Here is a 20,626-nt window from a genome sequence, read left to right on the forward strand (position 1 = left end):
ACGCCGTCAGCCCCTGAGGGCCTCGCGGATCGCGGCAATCGCGGCCTCGGCCTTGTCGCCGTCGGGGCCGCCGGCCTGGGCCATGTCCGGCCTGCCGCCGCCGCCCTTGCCGCCCAGCGCGGCCGAGGCCTCGCGTACGAGGTCGACCGCCGAAACCGTATCCGTCAGATCGGGCGTGACCGACACGACCACGCTGGCCTTTTTGTCTTCGGCAACGCTGATGAACACCACGACGGTGCTGTCCCTGTCCTTCTTGGCGCTGTCGGCAAGACCCTTGAGCTCCTTGGCGGCCACGCCGGCAAGAACCTTTGCCGAAAGGGCGATGTCGCCGATCTTCTCCGTCTCGTCGGAAGATCTGGAGCCGCCAAGCGCGATCTGCTTGCGCGCTTCGGCAAGTTCACGCTCCAGACGACGTCGTTCCTCTGCAAGGGCAGTCACCCGGTTTGCCACCTCGTCCGGCTGGACCTTGAGCGAGGCGGCCAGCGCCTTCACCTTGTCGTCCTGCTGGGTGAGGTAACGCCGCGCTGCGATGCCCGTCAGCGCCTCGATGCGACGCACGCCCGCGCCGACCGCGCTCTCGCCGACGATGCGGATCAGGCCGATCTCGCCGGTGGCGCGCACATGGGTGCCGCCGCAAAGCTCCAGCGAATAGGTCTTGCCGGCCTTTTCACCGGAAACCGCCTTGCCCATGGACACGACGCGCACCTCATCGCCGTATTTTTCGCCGAACAGCGCCATCGCGCCCTCGGCGATGGCGTCGTCCACGCCCATCAGGCGGGTGGAGACCGGCGCGTTCTGCAGCACGATCTCATTGGCCATGTCCTCGACCTCGGCCAGTTCCTCGCCCGTCATCGGCTTGGGGTGCGAAATATCGAAGCGCAGCCGTTCGGGCGCGACAAGCGAGCCCTTCTGCGCCACGTGAGGCCCGAGCTTCTGGCGGAGCGCCTCATGGATCAGATGGGTGGCGGAGTGGTTGGCGCGCAGGCGCGAGCGACGCTGGTGATCAACCTCGAGACTGACCGGCTCGTCAAGCGCGACCTCGCCTTTCTCGACTTCGCAATGGTGAATGAAAAGGCCGTTGCCCTTCTTCTGGGTATCGATCACCCGGAGCATCGCCTCATCGGTGGAAATCGTGCCCGTATCACCCATCTGGCCGCCCGATTCGCCGTAAAACGGCGTCTGGTTGACGACGACGGCAACGGTGTCCCCCGCCTCGGCCTTCTCGACCGTGGCGCCATCCTTGACCAGCGCCAGCACCACACCCTCGGCCTTCTCGGTCTCGTATCCGAGAAATTCGGTCGCCTCGTGTTTTTCGCCGAGCTCGAACCAGATGGTCTCGGTTGCTGTATCGCCTGAGCCTGCCCAATGGGCGCGGGCCTCGGCGCGCTGGCGGTGCATGGCGTCCTGGAAACCGGTCAGGTCGACATGAATATCGCGCGCGCGCAGCGCATCCTGGGTCAGATCAAGCGGGAAGCCGTAGGTGTCGTAGAGCTTGAAAGCGGTCTCGCCGTCGAGGCTGTCGCCCTTGGACAGGTCGCGGGTTGCCTCTTCCAGAAGCGTCAGGCCGCGGTCGAGCGTCTTGCGGAAGCGGGTTTCCTCGAGCTTCAGCGTTTCGGAGATCAGTGACTCGGCGCGCGGCAGTTCCGGATAGGCGCGTCCCATCTCGCCGACCAGCGTCGGCAGAAGGCGATAGATGATCGGTTCCTTGGCGCCGAGCAGTTCGGCGTGACGCATGGCCCGGCGCATGATGCGGCGCAGAACGTAGCCGCGGCCCTCATTCGAGGGCAGAACGCCGTCGGCGATCAGGAAGGCGGAAGCGCGCAGATGGTCGGCAATAACGCGGTGGCTTGCTCGTCGCTCGCCTTCCGCTTTTACGCCGGTCAGCTCCACCGACGCCCCGATCAGCCTCTGGAACAGGTCGATATCGTAATTGTCGTGCTTGCCCTGCAGAACGGCGGCGACGCGCTCGAGGCCCATGCCGGTATCAATCGAGGGGCGCGGCAGGTCTTCGCGGCGTTCCGGGGTGATCTGCTCGTACTGCATGAAGACGAGGTTCCAGATCTCGATGAAGCGGTCGCCGTCCTCTTCCGGCGACCCGGGCGGGCCGCCCCAGATATGCTCGCCGTGGTCGTAGAAGATTTCCGAGCAGGGGCCGCAGGGGCCGGTATCGCCCATCGACCAGAAATTGTCGGAGGTCGGAATGCGTATGATCCGGTCCTCGGGAAGGCCGGCAATCTTGCGCCAGAGCTCGAACGCTTCGTCATCCTCGTGGTAGACGGTCGCCAGCAGCTTGTCCTTCGGCAGGCCGAACTCCTTCGTGATCAATTCCCAGGCAAGCGAAATCGCCTGTTCCTTGAAGTAGTCGCCAAAGGAGAAGTTGCCCATCATCTCGAAGAAGGTGTGATGGCGCGCGGTATAGCCGACATTGTCGAGGTCGTTGTGCTTGCCGCCGGCGCGCACGCATTTCTGCGCCGTCGTCGCGGTCGAATAGGGACGGTTCTCAAGCCCGGTGAAGACGTTCTTGAACGGCACCATGCCCGCATTGGTGAACATCAGGGTCGGGTCGTTATGCGGCACAAGCGGGCTGGAGGCGACGACCTCGTGACCGTTCCGCTTGAAGAAGTCGAGAAATGTCGACCGGATTTCATTCACGCCACTCATAAATGCCACGCCCCTTCATATGTCGGTGTTGTCTGCCGAGACTTTCTGGGCTTTTAGCGACAGGCGTCGCCAGTGTCCAGACAAGACAAAGGCAGCGGCTTCGTAAAGCCGCTGCCGGATCAGTTCTGACGGGAATCCCCGGCCGCAGAGCGGCAGGGCCGGCCGATCAATCGTCGTCCGTTCCGGTCGCCTGGTTTTCCTCGTCGGTATCCAGGAGCCCCTCGGACAGGAGCCCGGCATTCTGCCTGAGCGCCAGTTCGATCTCCTCGGCGATCGCCCCGTTCTCCCGCAGGAAGGTCTTGGCGTTCTCGCGGCCCTGGCCAAGACGCTGGCTGTTATAGGAGAACCACGAGCCGGATTTCTCAACGATGCCGGCCTTCACGCCGAGATCGATCAACTCGCCCATCTTGGAAACGCCTTCGCCATACATGATGTCGAATTCGACCTGCTTGAAGGGCGGGGCCATCTTGTTCTTCACGACCTTGACGCGGGTCTGGTTGCCGACCACCTCGTCGCGATCCTTGACCGAGCCGATGCGGCGGATGTCGAGGCGGACGGATGCATAGAATTTCAGCGCGTTGCCGCCGGTCGTCGTTTCCGGCGATCCGAACATGACGCCGATCTTCATGCGGATCTGGTTGATGAAGATGACCATGCAATTGGAGCGCGAGATCGACGCCGTCAGCTTGCGCAACGCCTGGCTCATCAGTCGTGCCTGGGAGCCGGGCAGGCTGTCGCCCATCTCGCCCTCGATTTCCGCGCGCGGCGTCAGGGCGGCGACCGAGTCGATGACGATCACGTCCAGCGCGCCGGAGCGCACCAGCGTGTCGGCAATCTCAAGCGCCTGCTCGCCGGTGTCGGGCTGGGAGATCAGGAGGTCGTGCAGGTCGACGCCAAGCTTGCGGGCATAGATCGGGTCGAGCGCGTGCTCGGCGTCGATGAAGCCGCAGGTGCCGCCGCCCTTCTGTGCCTCGGCAATGGTCTGCAGCGCCAGCGTGGTCTTGCCGGAGCTTTCCGGGCCGTAGATTTCGATGATGCGGCCGCGCGGCAGGCCGCCGATGCCAAGCGCGATGTCGAGGCCCAGCGAGCCGGTCGAAACGGTCTCGATCTCGACGACGCTGTCCTGGGCGCCGAGCTTCATGATCGAGCCCTTGCCGAACGAGCGTTCGATCTGGGAAAGTGCTGCTTCCAGCGCTTTGCTCTTGTTCACGGATTTTTCCTCAACGAGTTTGAGTGAATTCTGTGCCATCGACTTTATCCCTTGTTGCGCCCGCCGCCTAGGTGAGGCCCTGATTTACCTATTCGTACTCCATTTGTTCTCAATTTTCAATCCCCCTCTTTCCATTGAAATATAATGGTTTTTTGTTTCGTGTTCTTTTTATGTTTCGGGCGCAAGAGAGATGTGGATCAATGGTTTTCGCCCGGTTTGTCCGCGTCGGCCGCGATCAGTGCTTCGGCGGCATCGAGATCGGCGCTGTAGGTAACGCGAGATTCGTCGATGTGGTGGGCGGTGAGGATTGCCTTTACCGGCGGCGCAACGCCCGTGAGGATGACGCGGACGTGCCGCGCCCGCGCACGCCTGACCGTGCTTTCGAGCACGTTGGCGGCGGAAGAATCGATATAGGAGACGTCCGACAGGTCGAGCACGAAGTTCTTCGCCCGGTCGGCAATCCGGTCCAGAACCGAGCCGACCGTGGAGGCCGCGCCGAAGAAAAACGCGCCGGAGATACGGTAGACGATCGTGTCGGGATCGGTGTTGACGATCGGGTGCTCGCGCTTGGCATTGTAGTCGTCATAGGGGCTGACGGCGACATTGCGGCCCATGCGGTCGATAAAGAGGACGGCGCCCAGCGCAAAACCGGCGACAATGCCCTCGGTCAGGTCGCGGAAGACGACGAGCAGCAGCGTGACGGTGAGGATCACGGCATCGCCGCGCGAGCTTCTGAACAGCGCGCGGATCGCCGGTTTCTCGACCATGCTCCAGGCGACGACGGCCAGAACGCCGGCGAGGGCGGCGAGCGGAATGAACCGGGCAAGGGGCGCAGCAACCAGCATGAAGATCAGGAGGAAGGCGGAATGCAGCATGCCGGAAAACGGGCTGGTGGCGCCGGCGCGCACGTTTGTGGCCGTGCGGGCGATGGTGCCGGTGACGCAGATGCCGCCGAAAAAACCGGAGGCGATATTGGCGACGCCCTGGCCGATCAGTTCCATGTTGGAGCGGTGACGGCGGCCGGTCATGCCATCGGCGACGACGGCCGACAGCAGCGATTCGATCGAACCCAGCAGCGCGAAGGCGAAGGCGTCCGGCAGAACGGAAAACACCTTTTCAAGCGAGAGCGTCGGAACAGCCGGCGTCTGCAGGCCGCGCGGCAGCCCGCCGAACTGGCTGCCGATCGTCTCGACCGGAAGGTTCAGCAAGGTCGCCGCAAGGGTAGCGACCGCGACGGCAATCAGCATGCCGGGCCATCCGGGCTTTGCTTTCCTGAGCGCGACAATGAGAGCGATGGTGCCGATGGCGATCGCGAGTGCGGCCAAATTCGTGGTGCCGGCAAACTGCGCCAGATAGGCCACCTTTTCTGCGAAAGGTCCCGGTTCCTTGTCCGGAAGGTCAAGTCCGAAGATGGCGGAAAGCTGGCTGGCGAAAATGATGATGGCGATGCCCGCGGTAAAGCCGACGGTTACCGGATAGGGGATGAAGCGGATATAGGCGCCGAGCCGCAGATAGCCGGCGGCGATCATGATCAGGCCGGAAATGATGACCGCCAGCATCAACCCGTCAACGCCGTGGCGTTCCACCGAGGCCGCCACCAGCACGATGAAGGCGCCGGCCGGTCCGCCGATCTGGTGCCGGCTGCCGCCGAAGAGCGAGACGAAGAAGCCGCCGATGATTGCGGCATAGAGCCCGCGATCGGGCGAAACGCCGGATGCGATCGCAATCGCCATGGAAAGCGGCAAGGCGACGATGGCGACCGTAAGACCGGAAATGGTGTCGGCTTTCAGCCTTGAAAGATCATAGCCTTCTTTCAGAACGCTGACGGTTTTGGGAACGAGACGTGTGGGCATGGCTTGGCGACCTTGCGCGGGGAGGGGATAATCAGATGATGTCTATCAAACCTGTTGTCGCTGACAAGGTCAGCGTAACGATTTCCGGTACGCTGGGCAATTCCGCAAGATTTGTCAAACAGGTCCGTGCTTCAACCATAACGCCAAGTGGAAACGGAAAGAAGAGATGACCAACGAACCGGATTTTCAGACCTACCAGCAACGCCTGATGCGGGTCAGCGCCTATATCCATGATCATCTGGACGAGGAGCTCGATTTCGCGACGCTTGCCGAGATCGCCTGCCTGTCGCCCTGGCACTGGCACCGCATCTATCGCGGCGTCCATGGCGAGACGATCGCCGCGACCGTCAGGCGGCTGCGGCTGCATCGGGCGGCGGGCGAGCTGGTCAATTCGGATGCGCCGGTGGAGGCGATCGCGAGACGGGCCGGATCATCCGGCGTTCCGGCCTTCACGCGTCTTTTCAAGACTACTTACGGTATCACCCCGGCCAGCTACCGAAAGAATGGCCGCCACAAGATGTTCGATCAACCGGTCAGGCAGGAGGAAAGTGCCATGTATGACGTCAAACTGCGGGACATGAACGAGCGCAGGCTTGCGGGCTTGCCGCATCGCGGGTCCTATATGGCAATCGACAAGGCCTTCGGCTCCGCAGCGGGGCTGATGGCCGCTGCAGGGGCCTTCGGACCTGAAACTGAGATGGTCGGCGTCTATTATGACGATCCCGGCCTTACCGACGAAAAGGAGCTCAATTCCTTTGCCGGGTTTTCCATTGCGGCGGACGCCGCGACGCCCGAGGCGCTTGAAACGCGCACGCTTGTCGGCGGTCGCTATGCTGTCCTCACTCACAAGGGCCCTTATGCCGAGCTGCACAAGGCCTATAACTGGTTCTACGGAAGCTGGCTGCCGGCAGCCGGTCACGAACCCGCTGACGGTCCGCCCTGCGAAATCTATCGCAATGATCCGCGCGACACGCCGCCCGCCGAATTGATCACGGAGATCTGCGTGCCCCTGAAGGGCTGAGTGTATCCGTGGTCGCGCCTATTTATCTGTCCCGAGCTTCAGTGCCGAGACGGCGTCACCGCTGTTGTCGATGTAGTCCGTCGCGTCCTTTTGGCGTTGCAGCAGGAGGATGAACAGGAAATCCGTCAGCATGAGCTGCGCATCGCGGGCCGTGATGGCCGAGGAACGCACCCGTTCCTCATCGGCAATCGTGTAAAGCGCAATGTCGGCGCCGCGTGCGATCGGGTTCTGCTGCGGTCCGGTGATCGAGACGACGGCGGAGCCGCGCCTGCGGGCTAGTTCGGCGATCCGCACCGTCTCGATACTGGTGCCGGAATGGGACAACGCCACCAGCACGTCGCCTTTCCTTGAGGCGGAGACGCTCGCCATCTGCACATGGCTGTCCGCATCGTGCATGGCATAGCGGCCGAGCTTCTGCAGTTTGAGGCAAAGATCACGTGCGACCAGCGAAGAGGCCCCGACGCCGGCCACATGCACGCGCCCTGGCGTGTCGATCAGTTCCAGAACGCGGGCGATCTCGCGCTCGTCATTGGCGGCAATGGTCTGCTGCATGGCGTGCATCTTGCTCGATAGCATCTTCTGTGCCACCGTCGCCGGGCTGTCGCCAAGCTCGATCGTACTGTGCAGCGCGCCAGGCGCGCGCCATTCGCGCGCCTGCGCCTTGCTGACGGCGAGTTTCAGATCCTGATAGCCGGTAAAGCCGAACTTCTGGGCGAATTTCACCACACTCGACTGACTGCGGCCGGTCTCCTCGGCGAGGCGCGCGGAGGAGAGGCGGAGCACCCGTTCGGGGTTGTCCAGAATGAACCGGCCGATCTGGCGGTCGGCTGGCGCCAAGCTGCCGAGCTGCGCTTCTATCACATTGAGAACGGACACGGTTTTCCTCTCGTTCAGCCGGAATGCTCGGTTTGGAATAATAAATTCCTCGATGCGGAATACAATGAATTGATTGCGAAAGCGTAACGGTTCTTGGCCAGTTCAAGGGGAGGGGCCGTCGCCGATGTCGGGAGAAACCCGCTATCAATGTTGGAATAATTTATTCTGAAACGAATTTGACAAATGGAATTTATGATTATAGCGTTCCTGTCAGGGCGCGGTGACGAACAACAACAATACGCACCGCCTGCCGAACAGGGGAATGCATTCATGAATTTGCTGGCCGGCGAGCTGGAGAAACTGGTGTCCGAGGGGCGCAATCCGCGCACGCTTGACCTCGACCTGCTGTCTACGCGCGAAATCATCGAAAAGATCAATGCCGAGGACGGCGAGGTCGCAATCGCGGTCGGCCGCGAGGCGGATGCCATTGCGTACGCCGTCGATCGCATCGTCGAGGCGTTCAATGCAGGTGGGCGGCTCGTCTATATCGGCGCGGGTACGAGCGGTCGTCTCGGCGTTCTCGATGCGTCGGAGTGCCCGCCAACCTTTTCCGTGCCCCCCGGCATGGTCGTCGGTCTGATCGCCGGCGGCGAGAAGGCGCTGACCACGGCTGTCGAAGGCGCAGAGGATAATCCCGCGCTTGGCGCCGCCGACCTGCAAGCCATTGATCTCACAGCGCAGGATGTCGTCGTCGGCATCGCCGTCAGCGGCCGTACCCCCTATGTCATCGGCGCCTTGAACTACGCGCGGGAGAGGGGGGCGACGACGGTGGCGCTCTCCTGCAATCCCGCTTCGGCAATCGCGGAAATCGCGGATATCTCGATTGCGCCGGTCGTCGGCCCGGAAGTGCTGGCGGGTTCCACCCGGCTGAAATCCGGCACGGCGCAGAAGCTCGTTCTCAATATGCTGAGCACCGCCAGCATGGTCCGCATCGGCAAGGTCTATCAGAACCTGATGGTCGATGTGACCGTCTCCAATGCCAAGCTTTACGCGCGTGCCGTGCGGATCGTCATGGAGGCATCGGACGTTGCGGCCGAAACCGCCGAAGCATTGCTCGAAAAGACGAACAACGACGTCAAGCTCGCCATCCTCCTGGCGCTGACGGACATGGAACTGCAGGAAGGCCGCGATCTCCTGGACGAGACAGGCGGTTTCCTGCGCAAGGCGATCAATCAGAAGACGGCGAAAAGCCGCGATAGCTGAAGTCTCTCCGGTGTCGGCAGGAGGCCGCATCGGCAACGCTCAATAATCTCGAGGGAAATGATCATGGGCAGACCCCGTTTCAATAATCTGGTTTCCGCCGTTGCCGTTGCCGCAGCGCTCGGCATGGCAGGCGCGGCCGTTCCGGCAGCCGCCGCAACACTGAACATGGCCTGGTCGCAGGACGCGACCGGTCTCGATCCGCACAAGCAGACGGCCTTTTCGTCGCTGCGCCTGCTGGAACTCGTTTACGAGCCGCTGGTGCGCACCGATACGGAACTCAACATCGCGCCGGCCATCGCCACGTCCTGGGAATTTTCCGAGGACGGTCAGACGTTGACCTTCAAGCTCAATCCTGATGCGAAATTCTCCAATGGCGACAAGGTGATGCCGGCGGATGTGAAAGCATCCTTCGAACGGATCCTGAATGAGGAAACCGGTGCCTCGGCCCGCGCGAACTTCCTTTCCATCGAAAGCATCGACACGCCGGACGATGAAACTGTCGTCTTCAATCTGTCACAGCCGGATGTGCCGCTTCTGACCGCGATGTCGTCGATCAATGCCGCGATCATCCCGGCAAGCGCCATCGAGGCCGGTACGATCGGCACGGAAACGCTCGGCTCCGGGCCTTTCGTTCTCGACAGCTGGGAGCCCAATTCCCGCGAAGTGCTGAGCGTCAATGAAAACTGGGCCGGCGGCGATGTCGGCGTCGACGGCATTAATATTTCGGTCCTTCCCGACGAAACCGCGATCCTCGCGGCGCTGCGTACCAATCAGGTCGATTTCGCGCTGATCAACGATCCGCTGGTCGCAACCCTGGTACCGAACAATGCGGGCCTGACGCTGACACGCGAGCCGGTGCTGAACTACCACGTTCTGCAGTTGAACGCCGAAGAAGGCGCGATGAAGGAAGAAAAGGTCCGCCAGGCCATCTCCTGCGCCATCGACCGTCAGGACGTGCTCGACGCCGCGCTCCTGGGCGAGGGCAAGGTGACCGGGCCGCTGACCATGCCGGCCTATGCCACCGATCCATCCGACCTCTTCTGCTACACGCCCGATCTCGACAAGGCCAAGGCGCTGATGGCCGATGCCGGTTATGAAGACGGCTTTTCCGCCAAGGTGATGGCAGCGACCGGCGAACCGCCGACAGCGGCAGCCGAAGCGCAGGTGATCCAGTCGCAGCTTGCCGAAATCGGCATCGACCTCGAAATCGAGATGATGGAGCTGAACGTCTATATCGACCGCTGGCTGAAGGGCGATTTCGACATGGCCGTGGCGCTGAACGGCGGCCGCACCGACCCCTACACCATGTATAACCGCTACTGGACCAAGGAGGGCAATCTCGCCCATGTCGCCCATTACGGTGACGAGACCCTCGACAGCCTGATGCAGGAAGGCCGCGTCGAGACTGATCCGGCGAAGCGCAAGGAAATCTTTGCCGAGTTCTCCAAGCACATCACCGAGGTCTCGCCCTGGATCTGGCTTTACACCGGCTACAGCTACACGGCGGCAAACGACAAGGTAAGCGGCTTCGAGGCCAACCCGACGGGCTCGCTCTTCGGACTTTCCGCTGTCACCGTCAGCGAATAAGCCGAAACAGAGAAGACGAGAGGCGCATACAACATGAACTACCTGACCCGGCGACTGGTGACCTTTCCTGTGGTCATGCTCGGGGTATCCGTCCTCGTCTTCGTCTCCATCAGACTGGTTCCCGGCGATGCCATCACGGCGATGCTGGGAACCGAAGCCGGTCTGCTGACACCGGCGCAGCGGGCAGCGCTTGAGGCCTATTTCGGCATGGACCAGAGCTGGTTCGGCCAATACTGGCACTGGCTGGGCGGCGTGCTGCACGGAGATCTCGGCATTTCGGTCACCTATGGCCGCCCGGTGATGGAGGTCATCCTGCGCGTCTTTCCGCTGACGCTGGAACTGGCGCTCCTTTCCATGGTCGTCGCGCTTGCCGTCGGCCTTCCCGCCGGCATCTACGCCGCCACCCATGCGGAAAAGCCGTCCGATCTCATCGTCCGCATCGTCGCGATGGTTGGCCAATCGACGCCGAGTTTCGTCGTCGCGCTGCTGGCGATCTATGCGCTGTCCGTCTGGTTCGGCGTTCTGCCCGCCATGGGCACGTTCACGCCGCTCTGGCAAGACCCGCTGAAAAACCTCGCGCAGATGATCCTTCCGGCGCTGACGCTTGGCTTTGCCTTCGCCGCCGCCGTCACCCGCATTTCACGCTCGGCGATGCTCGATATTCTCTCCGATGATTACATCCGCACGGCCCGCGCCAAGGGCGTGCCGGCCCGTTCGGTGATCTGGCACCATGCCCTGCCGAACGCGCTGATCCCGGTTGTCACCGTCTCGGGCGTCGAGTTCGGTTATCTTCTGGGCGGCGCGGTCATCGTCGAGCAGGTCTTTGCGTTGCCGGGCCTCGGCCGCACCGTGCTGGAGGCGATCCTGCAGCGCGACTATGCTCTGGTGCAGGGCAGCGTGCTGTTCATCGCCTTCAATTTCATGATCGTGAACCTGCTGGTCGATCTCGCCTATGCCGCGCTCGACCCGCGTATCCGGCTGGGAGGCAAGTAATGCAGCTCCTGCGCTCCATCTTCGCCCATCCGAGCGGCCGCATCGGCGGCACCATTGTCGCGCTCTACATCATCATCGCGATCCTCGGTCTCGTCGGGCTGACACCGCATGATCCGCTGATGCAGTTCCGCATCGACCGGCTGCACGCCCCGAACGCGACCTACTGGATGGGGACCGATCTTCTCGGTCGCGATGTCGCAAGCCGACTGATGATCGGCATCGCCCAATCCTTCATCGTCTCCTTCGCCTCCGTGGCGCTGGCGACCGTCGCCGGCATCGTGCTGGGTCTGACTGCTGCCTGGTTCGGCACCTATTGGGACGGCACGATCATGCGGCTGATGGATGTGCTGCTGGCCTTTCCGGCGATCCTGCTGGCACTGCTGATCATCACCATCCTCGGTCCCGGCACATGGACGAGCGTGATGGCGATCGCCTTTGTCTACACGCCGATCTTCACCCGCGTGGTGCGCGGCCCGGCGTTGTCGCTGAAGACCCGCGAATTCGTCGATGCCGCGCGCACCTTCGGCTCCTCGCGCCGCTATATCCTCTCGCGTCACATGCTGCTCAATCTGGTCGCGCCGCTGACGGTACAGGTGACGCTGGCGCTCGCCTGGGCGCTTTTGACGGAGGCCGGGCTCTCCTTCCTCGGTCTCGGCACCCAGCCGCCGAAAGCCTCCCTCGGGCTGATGCTGAGCGAAGCGCGCAACCTGATGGAAATGGCGCCCTGGCTGCTGGTGTTTCCTGCCTTTGCCATCATGATCGGCATTCTGGGCTTCAATCTTCTGGGTGATGCCCTGCGCGATATTCTTGACCCGCGTTCAAGGAGGGCCGAGGCATGAGCCATCTTCTTTCCGTCACGGATCTGCATGTGGGCTTTGGCAAGGACCCGGTGAAAAACGAGGTCGTTCACGGCATCGATTTCACGCTCGATGCGGGCGAGACGCTGGCGATCGTCGGCGAAAGCGGCTCGGGCAAATCCGTCACCGCGCTTTCCGTCAACCGGCTTGTCGATTTCGGCGGCGGCAAGATCACCGGCGGGAGAATCGAATTCGCGCTCGGCTCCGGCGATGTCGCCGATCTTGCCGCGACGCCCGAAAGGCAGCTGGCGAAAATCCGCGGCCGCGAGATCGGCATGATCTTCCAGGAGCCGATGACCTCGCTCAATCCGGTGCACACCATCGGCGAGCAGATCGCCGAGAGCTTTCGCCTGCATCACGGCCTGACCGGCAAACAGGCAATGAAGGCCGCTGTCGACGCCCTGAAACGCGTGCGCATTCCCGATGCGGAACGGCGGCTGAAATACCATCCGCACCAGCTTTCCGGCGGCATGCTGCAGCGCGTGATGATCGCCACCGCGCTCTCCTGCAATCCGCGCCTGCTGATCGCCGACGAGCCGACCACCGCGCTGGATGTGACCGTGCAGGCGCAGATCCTGGCACTGCTGTCCGAACTGAAGCGCGAAAGCGAGATGGGGCTGATCTTCATCACCCATGATATCGGTCTCGTTGCCGGCATCGCCGACAAGGTGATGGTGATGCAGCAGGGCGAGGCCGTGGAGCAGGGGCCGACCGATGACGTGCTCGACAATCCGCGGCATCCCTATACGCAGCATCTGCTGAAGGCCGTTCCGCATTTTGATGACGGTCGGTCCGCTCGCACCGATTACTCCCGGATGGCAGCGGAAAACGCCAGGCCAGCGCTCACCGTCGAGGACCTGACCGTGCGGTTTCCCGTCACCTCCGGCTTTTTCCGCCGCCAGAGCGGTGCCGTGCATGCGGTTGACGGCATCGATTTCGACCTGATGCCCGGCGAGACGCTCGGCATTGTCGGCGAGAGCGGTTCGGGCAAATCGACCACGGCGCGCGCCATCATGGGGCTGACGCAGCCGACGCGCGGCACGTTTCATCTGGGCGAGGGGGCAAGCATTGCCGCCCATGGCGACCCGATCCAGATGGTGTTCCAGAACCCCTACGCCTCGCTCAATCCGCGCCTGCGTATCGACAGCATTCTGGCCGAACCGGTGATTGCCACGGGCGGGCGGCTGAACGCTCAGACCCGCGCCCGCATGGCCGAACTGCTGGAACGCGTCGGTCTGCCCGAAAACGCGCTCACCCGCTACCCGCATGAATTTTCCGGCGGCCAGCGCCAGCGCCTCTGCATCGCCCGCGCGCTGATGCTGAAGCCTTCCGTCGTGGTGCTGGACGAGGCGGTTTCCGCGCTCGATGTCTCGGTGCAGGCCATGGTTCTGGACCTCCTGACCGAGCTGCAGCGCGAGATGAACCTTTCCTATCTGTTCGTCACCCACGACATGGCCGTGGTCGAGCGCATCGCTCATCGCATCGCCGTGGTCTATGCCGGGCAGATTGTCGAGATCGGCGATGCCGCCTCTGTGCTCTCCGCGCCGAAACATGCCTATACCAAACGGCTGATTTCCGCCGTGCCGAGCATCGACCGGCGGCGACAGGAGTATCGGCTTGATACCACCGAAGTGCCCTCGCTGGTGCGCCCGGCAGGCTTTGAGCCGCCGAAGCCCGAGTGGCAGAGTTTTGGCGCCGACCATATGGCGCGGAGGGAAGAGGCGTGATGGCGACGGATTTTTCAGAGCGCTTCGACAAGGCCTTTGCCGCGCTGAAGGCGTCGGTTGACGAAGGGCGCATTCCCGGCGGCGTACTCGGATGCGTGGATGGCGAGGGCAGGCGGCTGACGCAGGCCTGCGGCGCGGCGGCGCTGGACCCGGAAACGCGGCCGATGACGACTGAAACATGGTTCGACCTGGCCTCGCTGACCAAGGTGATTTTCACCACGGAGCGCATTCTGGCGCTGGCTCTGGAGGGGGCAATCGACCTTGATGACCCGCTGACCGCCGTCATTCCCGATTTCCGGCAATATGATCCGAACTGCTGGGAACGGCAGGTGACGTTCCGCCAATGCCTTGGCCACCAGACGCCGTTTCCGGCGGTCGAGCCGATCTATACCTATGGCGGCGATCCCGGCCGGTTGCGCGCCTTCGTGCTGCAGCGCGAATGGAAACGGGTCGAAACGCCCGTCTATTCCGACATCAATTTCATTCTCCTCGGCATCGCGCTCGAGCGTATCTCCGGCAAGACCATCCGCGAACTTGATCCGGGCGCGGGCTTTGCCTTCTCCGCCGATCCGGACAAAACGGCGGCCACCGAGCGCTGCACCTGGCGCGGCCGGGTGATCTGCGGCGAGGTGCATGACGAGAATTGCTATGCGCTTCAGGGCTCCGGTCATGCCGGTCTGTTCGGCACGGTGGATGCCGTGCTTGATCACGCGGCCGGCCTGCTGAAGCGCGATGCCGCCGGTGATCCAGCCGTAAAGCTGATGCGTGAACCGCTTTCGGAGCGCCGCACCCATGGCTGGGAGCGACCCTATGAAAACTGGCATGGCGGCGCGCTGTGCTCGGATGCCACGGTTGGCCATACCGGCTTCACCGGCACGTCGCTCTGCGTCGATTTCGAGCGCGGCCATGCGTGGACGCTCCTGACCAACCGGGTGCATCCGAGCCGCCATACGGATAGCGGCATCATGGCGCTCAGGCGTCGTGTCAGCGATCTCATCAACGGAGCGGAATGATGGTGCAGGATTTCAAACCCGTCTGGGCCGTCGGTCTGATGACCGGAACCGTGCTTGACGGCAATATCGATGTAGCGCTCTTGAAAACCGACGGCGTGACTGTCGAGGACTTCGGGGCCTACACTTTGGCGCCCTATCCGCGGGCAACGCGCGACCTTCTGGAAGAGACGCTCGCCGAAGCGCGCAAATGGAATTTCGAGGGGCCCGAGCCGAAGATATTCGCCGAGGCCGAGAAGGTGCTGACGCGGGCGCAATCCGATGCGGTGCGGACGCTGGCCGAGGCCGAGGGCATGAGCATGGCCGATATCGGCATTGTCGGCTTTCACGGCCAGTCCGTTCTGCACCGCGCGCCCACCGCGACCCGCTTCGGCGATACCCGCCAGCTGGGCGACGGCGCGCTGATGAGCCGGATCCTCGATTGCAAGGTGGCCTATGATTTCCGCACGGCCGATGTGCGGGCCGGCGGGCAGGGCGCGCCGCTTTCGGCCGGCTATCATCAGGCGCTGCTGAGAAGCCTCGATACATCGGGCAAGACGGCGGTGCTCAATCTCGGCGGCGTTGCCAATGTCACCTGGTGGGATGGGGCCGAGAGGCTGATCGCCTTCGATACGGGACCCGCCAACGCGCCGCTCAATGATTTCATGAAGGAAAACGGCCTTGGCGAAATGGACCGTGACGGTGCGCTTGCGCTTTCGGGCACGGTGGACGAGGCGCGGCTGTCGAAACTGCTCGAACATCCCTATCTTTCTGCGCCCTATCCTAAGTCGCTGGACCGTTTCGACTTCTCCTCAGCCATGGCCGAGGGGCTGGACCCCGCAACCGGCGCTGCGACGCTGACGGCCTTTACCGCCGCCGCCGTCGGCAAGGCGCTCGATCTTCTGCCCGTTCGCCCGGAACGTCTCGTCGTCTGCGGCGGCGGCAGGCGCAACCCGGCGATCATGGCAATGCTTGAGACCCGCGCCGGCGTCGAGGCCGTGCCGGCCGAAGCCGTCGGCTGGCGCGGCGACGCGATCGAAGCCGAATGCTTCGCGTTCCTGGCCGTCAGGGCGCTGCGCGGTCTGCCCTTCTCCTTCCCGGCAACCACCGGCGTGCCCGAACCGATGACCGGCGGGCGAATTGCCGGGTGAGGGCTTCAGCGAGGCAGATTGCCGTTTCCGCCTGTCGCGGAACGCGCGCTACAATGTCTTTTGCAGAAACACCCGGTCGCGGCCGGCAACAAAATTCTCCATCCGGCCGAATTCCTTGTAGCCGCACCTTTGATAGGTCCTGAGCGCGACCGGATTGAAGGTGTCGATAAAGGCGCTGTGGCAGCCCCGCTTCAGCGCTTCTTCTTCCGCCGCGCCCAGCATCGCGCCTGCCAGGCCCTTTCCACGCGCATCCTCGCCCACCCACAGCCGCTGGACATAAAGCCAGCCCCAGGCGGTCAGCGCATTGATGCCGGCAATCACTTGCCCGTCCTCGTCCCGTTCGAAAACGGAAAGCGGCGTCCGCCCCGCCGGCCCCACATCTTCATCGTTGAAATCGGACAGGTTTTCGTCAACCCGGGCGATGTCGGCCGGGTCGGGCGCGCTGGAGATTTCCATCATGATCTGTCTGTTCCGTCTCGTTCGATTCTACCCGCCCGACATATCGTATCTCGGGCACTGATACTTAATATTTATCGCTATGATTGTGAAAAGGCCGTTTGCCCAGTGCAACGGCGTGACAACAATACTCTTCCTGTCGTCATCCGCGACCTTGGTCTGGCTGAAGGCGGTGATTCGTCTTTGCGTCTTACTTATAGAATAAAATCGAATTGTTCGTTTGAATAAATATGGCGACCGGAGGTTGATAAGGTTCTGAATAAATTAGTCTATATGAACTTATCCACATATCGTGATTTTATTGGCTTCATGTGTTCTGTATTAGATCGAGTCATGCAAGAATAAATTAAGAACAAATTGATCAGGTGCGGCTGTGAAGATTATTTCTACCGTTTTATGCTGTTCTTCCGTTCTGGCGCTGTGCACCGGCTGTATTGCGGGCGGTGATTTTTCAGCAGCACGCGGCCCGTCGCCGGTGTTGCAGGCTGGCGCAGTCAAGAATTCCACTGAAAATTACCAGAGAGTTCTGGCCCAGTTGATAGCCCGGGCCGGCTATAGTGAAACCGCAAACGCCGTTGATTGGTATGAAGTCGCGCGTGCAGGCTTTGGTTATGTGGACGAGCAATGCAACGAGTATCTAGCCGCGTTGTATCGAATCCGGAAGAACCGCGATGCCACCAGCAGTCAGATTACCGCTTTCGGACTTTCCGCCGGAAATATCCTGGCCCTGGTCGACGCGGGTGCCAAGGCGATTGCGATAACGGCGGATGCTTTCGGCCTGGCGCAATCGGTCAACAACAACGCGACATCGGCGCTTCTTTTTGCCATGGACCCTTCTGATATCCAGTCTCTGGTGCGCGGTCAGGCTGGGGCCTATCGCATTGGCGTTGCCAGGCAGCGCGCCAACTATCAATCGTCCAACGCGGCCATGGAAGCCGTGAAAGGCTATCTCAACATTTGCCTGCCCGTCTCCATCGAGGCGCAGGTCAAGGCGACGCTTCAGGGAACTCAGTTCCAGGCAGTCACGACTGGCACGGGCGAACCTTTTGTGGGGCGCACCCAGTCTGCCCAACCCGTTCCCGAGGCGATTGGGGTTGCGCCCAAGCCGGATGCCCCCGTTATCCGGCCTTCGCCGTCGCCGGAAAGTGCTCTGGCGCCGGGGCTTGAGGATGGACGGGATATCAAGATCAGTCGGGGTCGCTTGAAAGATCTCCAGAAAAAGCTTTGCGTAAAAGTAGACGGAGAAATGGGAGGTGAGACGCGGCATGCACTTGGATCCATCCAGCCTCTCCTTGGAATAGAGCCCACTGAAGATCTTGATAAGGGCACTCTCGCTTACGTTGGCAGCCAGGGCAGTTACTGCAGCGAGAATGGCGCAAAGAGCGCCTACGAAAATTTTTCTGTTTATTCTTCTTCAAGTCAAATTTTACAATCAAAGATGATAATATGGAATTTTATTAATCAAAAACCAGAGACATACACGATCCCTATTAAGGAAGAATTTATTTCCGGGATCGGATTAAATGATTTAAACAGGAAGTCGATTATTGAAATAAAGAAAATAGGTATGAATATATCTTCACCAACTGATATTTACGAAAAAAATATAGAAGATTTTCTAGTTGAGAACGTAGAATATGAGGAGGGTGCTGGTGAATAATTGGCGAACAAATTTGATAACTAGGTTATATAGTAGGCCAAAGTTGGGGTCCGATCCAGTACGACTCTTTAATAGTGTAGTTGTGTTGGGGCCAAAAGATAATCTGATCGATGTCACTGAAAGCGGTGTTACCGGCTGGATGAACGTGAAAGTTGTGTTTCGCAGCGGCAAAACAGTGAAAGGTTACCTTCCTGCAGCAGCGATCGAGTTGGTGAAGCTTCATTGGGAAGATATCAAATACGACAAGTTTGTGAATGTTTGCGCACATGCCTGTGCGGATAGACTGATTGACCTTCAATATCTCCTGGCTTTGGCGCGCGTTGAGTCCGGAACGCACTGGAATGACACTTCAAGCACAATAACTGGCGGCGCGTATGAAGGCACAGGCGCCATCGGTCCCTTTCAGTTCATGCCGAAGACCTGGAAGGCCTATGTCGACCAGCATTCACATGAAGTATTCGTCACCTACACCGGAATTGGCGATCCCGGGCAGCAGGCGATACTCGCAGCCTATACCGTCGACGAGGCGATCAACGCGCATGAGAAAAAGTTCGGCGTGCTGCCGACGATCAGCGAACTCTATCTCTACCACTTTCTCGGCATGCCGGCCGCGCAGGATGTTCTCGGCGCGGGTCGGACGCGGAGCATCGCGGATGTTCTGACGGAAAGAGGGCACGATGCCCAGGCTATGATCAGCGGAAACGAGAGTGTCTTCTTGTCTGGCGGCGCGCCGCGCAGTGTGGATCAGGTCCTCGATGAAGTCTATCGAAGGCTATCGGTCGCTTACGGGCAGAATCGCTCGCTTCTGCAGAATGCCCCCGATTGGTACCCCATCGTCGCCGACGGCCGCGACGCGCCCTGGCTGGCGACAGCGGAGGCAGAGATGGCTAAGGGAGTAAGCGAGGCGCCGAGCCGGGACTCCGATACGAATCCGAACCTCAATGACAGCATTGCTGCATATCTGGAAAGCGTCGGGTTTGGAGCGAATGAGCCATATACCACCCCGTGGTGCGCGGCATTTGTCCATTGGTGTCTGAAGAATTGCGGTGACGATAAGGCCGCCGAGGCGGCCGATACTCCGAAGCCGGCCAGCCAGGCGAAGGCTTGGTTGATGCTGCCCGAGGCGGTCGGCCCGCAAAAAGGTGCGATCGCGGTCAAGAAGTCCCATGATCCGCGATATACCGGGCATGTCGGTTTCGTGGACGCAGTTTCCGATGACGGGAGCGAGATCACTCTGCTGGGCGGAAACCAGTCGCCTTCAGAAGGAGGTGGCGTGGACAGAGTTTGCCTGAAGGTCTATCCCGCAGCGGACATGCTGGGCTATCGTTGGCCCAAACCAAAAGATCGTTGAGCGAAAATAATCCGATGATACAGGCCACAAGAGGAAAAAGAAGAAGTGGCTCCCCGGGTCGGATTCGAACCGACGACCTATCGATTAACAGTCGAGTGCTCTACCGCTGAGCTACCAGGGAATATCCGCGCCGCTTGGGCGCTGCGGTGTGAGCGGGTTAATACAAATGCGCAGGCGATTTGCCAAGCCCTTTTTGCAAAAAAATCTCATTGTCTTCCGGTTTTGCGCGAAAGCCCGAAAAGAGGCTATTTCGGCTCCGGTCCAGCCGGCCGTTGCGGACCGCAGCGGCGACCCCGGGCAGCCTTCCGCGCCGGCTCACTTGCGGCGCTGGACGCCATCGCTGGTTTCGTTGTCATCGCCGCGCTCGGAATTGTGCAACCGGCGCATCTCGCTTTCGATGCGCTTTCTGGCGCTGCGGGAGCGGATCTGGTTGGCCGAATAGGAGCGCGGCGAAAGCAGCAGGTCGCCATCCGTGCGGATGATGTCGAAGCTGCGTTCTGCGGCCACCGGCTGATCCTCCGAGGTGTAGGTCGCGACCACAGTCAGCTTGACGTCCGCGATGTTCTCGAAATCATCAAATCCTTTCGGCGACATCTTGCCGATCAGCGTCTTGAACGAGCCGAGGTCGAGATGTTCGCCGGAATCGAGCGGTCCCTGAAACCAGCGTTTGCGCGGGTCGGGCGTGCTGTCCTCATCGAAGTTGAGGTTGGAGAGCGAATAGCGGAGATCCCTGTCCCCATTCTCATCCTTCAAGGTGAAGTCGAGCAGGACCGCGTCGATATAGATCGGCTTCGCGCTCATATTGGCGACGAGGCAGTGACCGTCGAGGGTCGGCCCCGCGCCGCGATTGATCAGGATCTTGGCACGCCGGCCTTCGCGAAAGCCGCTGAAGATAAGCTGCAGATAGATCGCCCAGATGACGAGCGTAAACAAGCTCGCGATGGCGCTGAGCGCCCCCGAATTCGCATTGATCCAACCCCAGACCATGACCGCTCCGAAAAGGACCCGCCGGGCCCCTGCGGCAGGTCAGT

General features: G+C 61.4%; 16 protein-coding genes and 1 tRNA gene. 10 read left to right on the forward strand and 7 right to left on the reverse strand.

The window, feature by feature from the left end:
* Window positions 1-6: 6 nt before the first annotated feature.
* The 3 genes from alaS to GGR30_RS08095 all read right to left on the reverse strand — a co-directional run bounded on the left by alaS (window position 7) and on the right by GGR30_RS08095 (window position 5,724).
* The gene (alaS, locus tag GGR30_RS08085) at window positions 7-2,661 is read right to left on the reverse strand and encodes an alanine--tRNA ligase (protein WP_183484568.1); all 2,655 of its coding nucleotides are present in this window, start codon (window positions 2,659-2,661) and stop codon (window positions 7-9) included.
* A gap of 166 nt (window positions 2,662-2,827) precedes the next feature.
* Window positions 2,828-3,910, reverse strand: a complete 1,083-nt coding sequence (gene recA, locus GGR30_RS08090; protein ID WP_183484570.1) for a recombinase RecA — start codon at window positions 3,908-3,910, stop codon at window positions 2,828-2,830.
* Window positions 3,911-4,068: 158 nt separating this feature from the next.
* A complete protein-coding gene (locus GGR30_RS08095) occupies window positions 4,069-5,724 on the reverse strand; it encodes a SulP family inorganic anion transporter (RefSeq protein ID WP_183484572.1) in 1,656 nt (551 codons plus the stop codon).
* A gap of 166 nt (window positions 5,725-5,890) precedes the next feature.
* Here GGR30_RS08095 and GGR30_RS08100 point away from each other — a divergent pair, with 166 nt between their 5' ends.
* Entirely contained in the window at window positions 5,891-6,745 is an 855-nt protein-coding gene (locus tag GGR30_RS08100; RefSeq protein ID WP_183484574.1) for an AraC family transcriptional regulator, read from the forward strand.
* Between the two features lie 18 nt (window positions 6,746-6,763).
* Here the strand turns inward: GGR30_RS08100 and GGR30_RS08105 are convergent, their stop codons facing one another.
* Window positions 6,764-7,621, reverse strand: coding sequence for an SIS domain-containing protein (locus GGR30_RS08105; protein ID WP_183484576.1), 858 nt, complete (start codon window positions 7,619-7,621; stop codon window positions 6,764-6,766).
* 270 nt (window positions 7,622-7,891) lie between these two features.
* Here GGR30_RS08105 and murQ point away from each other — a divergent pair, with 270 nt between their 5' ends.
* The 7 genes from murQ (at window position 7,892) to GGR30_RS08140 (ending at window position 16,128) form a co-directional block, all read left to right on the forward strand.
* The gene (gene murQ, locus GGR30_RS08110) at window positions 7,892-8,824 is read left to right on the forward strand and encodes an N-acetylmuramic acid 6-phosphate etherase (RefSeq protein WP_183484578.1); all 933 of its coding nucleotides are present in this window, start codon (window positions 7,892-7,894) and stop codon (window positions 8,822-8,824) included.
* A 63-nt stretch (window positions 8,825-8,887) separates the two neighbouring features.
* Window positions 8,888-10,411 (forward strand): ABC transporter substrate-binding protein, encoded by a 1,524-nt coding sequence (locus GGR30_RS08115; RefSeq protein ID WP_183484581.1) that lies wholly within the window; start codon window positions 8,888-8,890, stop codon window positions 10,409-10,411.
* Window positions 10,412-10,444: 33 nt separating this feature from the next.
* On the forward strand, window positions 10,445-11,404 hold the full coding sequence (locus GGR30_RS08120) for an ABC transporter permease (protein ID WP_183484584.1): 960 nt from the start codon (window positions 10,445-10,447) through the stop codon (window positions 11,402-11,404).
* Window positions 11,404-12,243, forward strand: a complete 840-nt coding sequence (locus tag GGR30_RS08125; protein WP_183484587.1) for an ABC transporter permease — start codon at window positions 11,404-11,406, stop codon at window positions 12,241-12,243. The genes GGR30_RS08120 and GGR30_RS08125 overlap by 1 nt, the downstream gene beginning before the upstream one ends.
* Entirely contained in the window at window positions 12,240-13,988 is a 1,749-nt protein-coding gene (locus GGR30_RS08130) for an ABC transporter ATP-binding protein (protein ID WP_183484590.1), read from the forward strand. Before GGR30_RS08125 ends, GGR30_RS08130 begins: the two co-directional genes overlap by 4 nt.
* Window positions 13,988-15,001 (forward strand): serine hydrolase domain-containing protein, encoded by a 1,014-nt coding sequence (locus GGR30_RS08135; RefSeq protein ID WP_183484594.1) that lies wholly within the window; start codon window positions 13,988-13,990, stop codon window positions 14,999-15,001. The genes GGR30_RS08130 and GGR30_RS08135 overlap by 1 nt, the downstream gene beginning before the upstream one ends.
* A complete protein-coding gene (locus GGR30_RS08140; RefSeq protein WP_183485049.1) occupies window positions 15,001-16,128 on the forward strand; it encodes an anhydro-N-acetylmuramic acid kinase in 1,128 nt (375 codons plus the stop codon). The genes GGR30_RS08135 and GGR30_RS08140 overlap by 1 nt, the downstream gene beginning before the upstream one ends.
* 48 nt (window positions 16,129-16,176) lie before the next feature.
* Here the strand turns inward: GGR30_RS08140 and GGR30_RS08145 are convergent, their stop codons facing one another.
* Window positions 16,177-16,587, reverse strand: a complete 411-nt coding sequence (locus tag GGR30_RS08145; RefSeq protein WP_183484597.1) for a GNAT family N-acetyltransferase — start codon at window positions 16,585-16,587, stop codon at window positions 16,177-16,179.
* A gap of 370 nt (window positions 16,588-16,957) precedes the next feature.
* Here GGR30_RS08145 and GGR30_RS08150 point away from each other — a divergent pair, with 370 nt between their 5' ends.
* Both GGR30_RS08150 and GGR30_RS08155 read left to right on the forward strand, forming a co-directional pair.
* Window positions 16,958-18,244, forward strand: coding sequence for a hypothetical protein (locus tag GGR30_RS08150; protein WP_183484601.1), 1,287 nt, complete (start codon window positions 16,958-16,960; stop codon window positions 18,242-18,244).
* 85 nt (window positions 18,245-18,329) lie between these two features.
* Complete coding sequence (locus tag GGR30_RS08155; protein ID WP_183484604.1) at window positions 18,330-19,595, forward strand: CHAP domain-containing protein; 1,266 nt, start codon at window positions 18,330-18,332, stop codon at window positions 19,593-19,595.
* A 46-nt stretch (window positions 19,596-19,641) separates the two neighbouring features.
* Here the strand turns inward: GGR30_RS08155 and GGR30_RS08160 are convergent.
* Window positions 19,642-19,716 (reverse strand) — tRNA-Asn (locus GGR30_RS08160).
* 194 nt (window positions 19,717-19,910) lie between these two features.
* Entirely contained in the window at window positions 19,911-20,582 is a 672-nt protein-coding gene (locus tag GGR30_RS08165; RefSeq protein ID WP_183484607.1) for a hypothetical protein, read from the reverse strand.
* Between the last annotated feature and the right edge of the window lie 44 nt (window positions 20,583-20,626).

It is taken from the genome of Martelella radicis (genome assembly GCF_014196625.1).
In the GTDB taxonomy this organism is placed as follows: domain Bacteria; phylum Pseudomonadota; class Alphaproteobacteria; order Rhizobiales; family Rhizobiaceae; genus Martelella; species Martelella radicis.

Coding starts and splice junctions, on each gene's coding strand:
- GGR30_RS08145 (WP_183484597.1), bottom strand. CDS start 16,587: ATGATGGAAATCTCCAGCGCGCCCGACCCGGCCGACATCGCCCGGGTT.
- GGR30_RS08100 (WP_183484574.1), top strand. CDS start 5,891: ATGACCAACGAACCGGATTTTCAGACCTACCAGCAACGCCTGATGCGG.
- recA (WP_183484570.1), bottom strand. CDS start 3,910: ATGGCACAGAATTCACTCAAACTCGTTGAGGAAAAATCCGTGAACAAG.
- GGR30_RS08130 (WP_183484590.1), top strand. CDS start 12,240: ATGAGCCATCTTCTTTCCGTCACGGATCTGCATGTGGGCTTTGGCAAG.
- GGR30_RS08135 (WP_183484594.1), top strand. CDS start 13,988: ATGGCGACGGATTTTTCAGAGCGCTTCGACAAGGCCTTTGCCGCGCTG.
- GGR30_RS08115 (WP_183484581.1), top strand. CDS start 8,888: ATGGGCAGACCCCGTTTCAATAATCTGGTTTCCGCCGTTGCCGTTGCC.
- GGR30_RS08140 (WP_183485049.1), top strand. CDS start 15,001: ATGGTGCAGGATTTCAAACCCGTCTGGGCCGTCGGTCTGATGACCGGA.
- GGR30_RS08095 (WP_183484572.1), bottom strand. CDS start 5,724: ATGCCCACACGTCTCGTTCCCAAAACCGTCAGCGTTCTGAAAGAAGGC.
- GGR30_RS08125 (WP_183484587.1), top strand. CDS start 11,404: ATGCAGCTCCTGCGCTCCATCTTCGCCCATCCGAGCGGCCGCATCGGC.
- GGR30_RS08120 (WP_183484584.1), top strand. CDS start 10,445: ATGAACTACCTGACCCGGCGACTGGTGACCTTTCCTGTGGTCATGCTC.
- GGR30_RS08165 (WP_183484607.1), bottom strand. CDS start 20,582: ATGGTCTGGGGTTGGATCAATGCGAATTCGGGGGCGCTCAGCGCCATC.
- murQ (WP_183484578.1), top strand. CDS start 7,892: ATGAATTTGCTGGCCGGCGAGCTGGAGAAACTGGTGTCCGAGGGGCGC.
- alaS (WP_183484568.1), bottom strand. CDS start 2,661: ATGAGTGGCGTGAATGAAATCCGGTCGACATTTCTCGACTTCTTCAAG.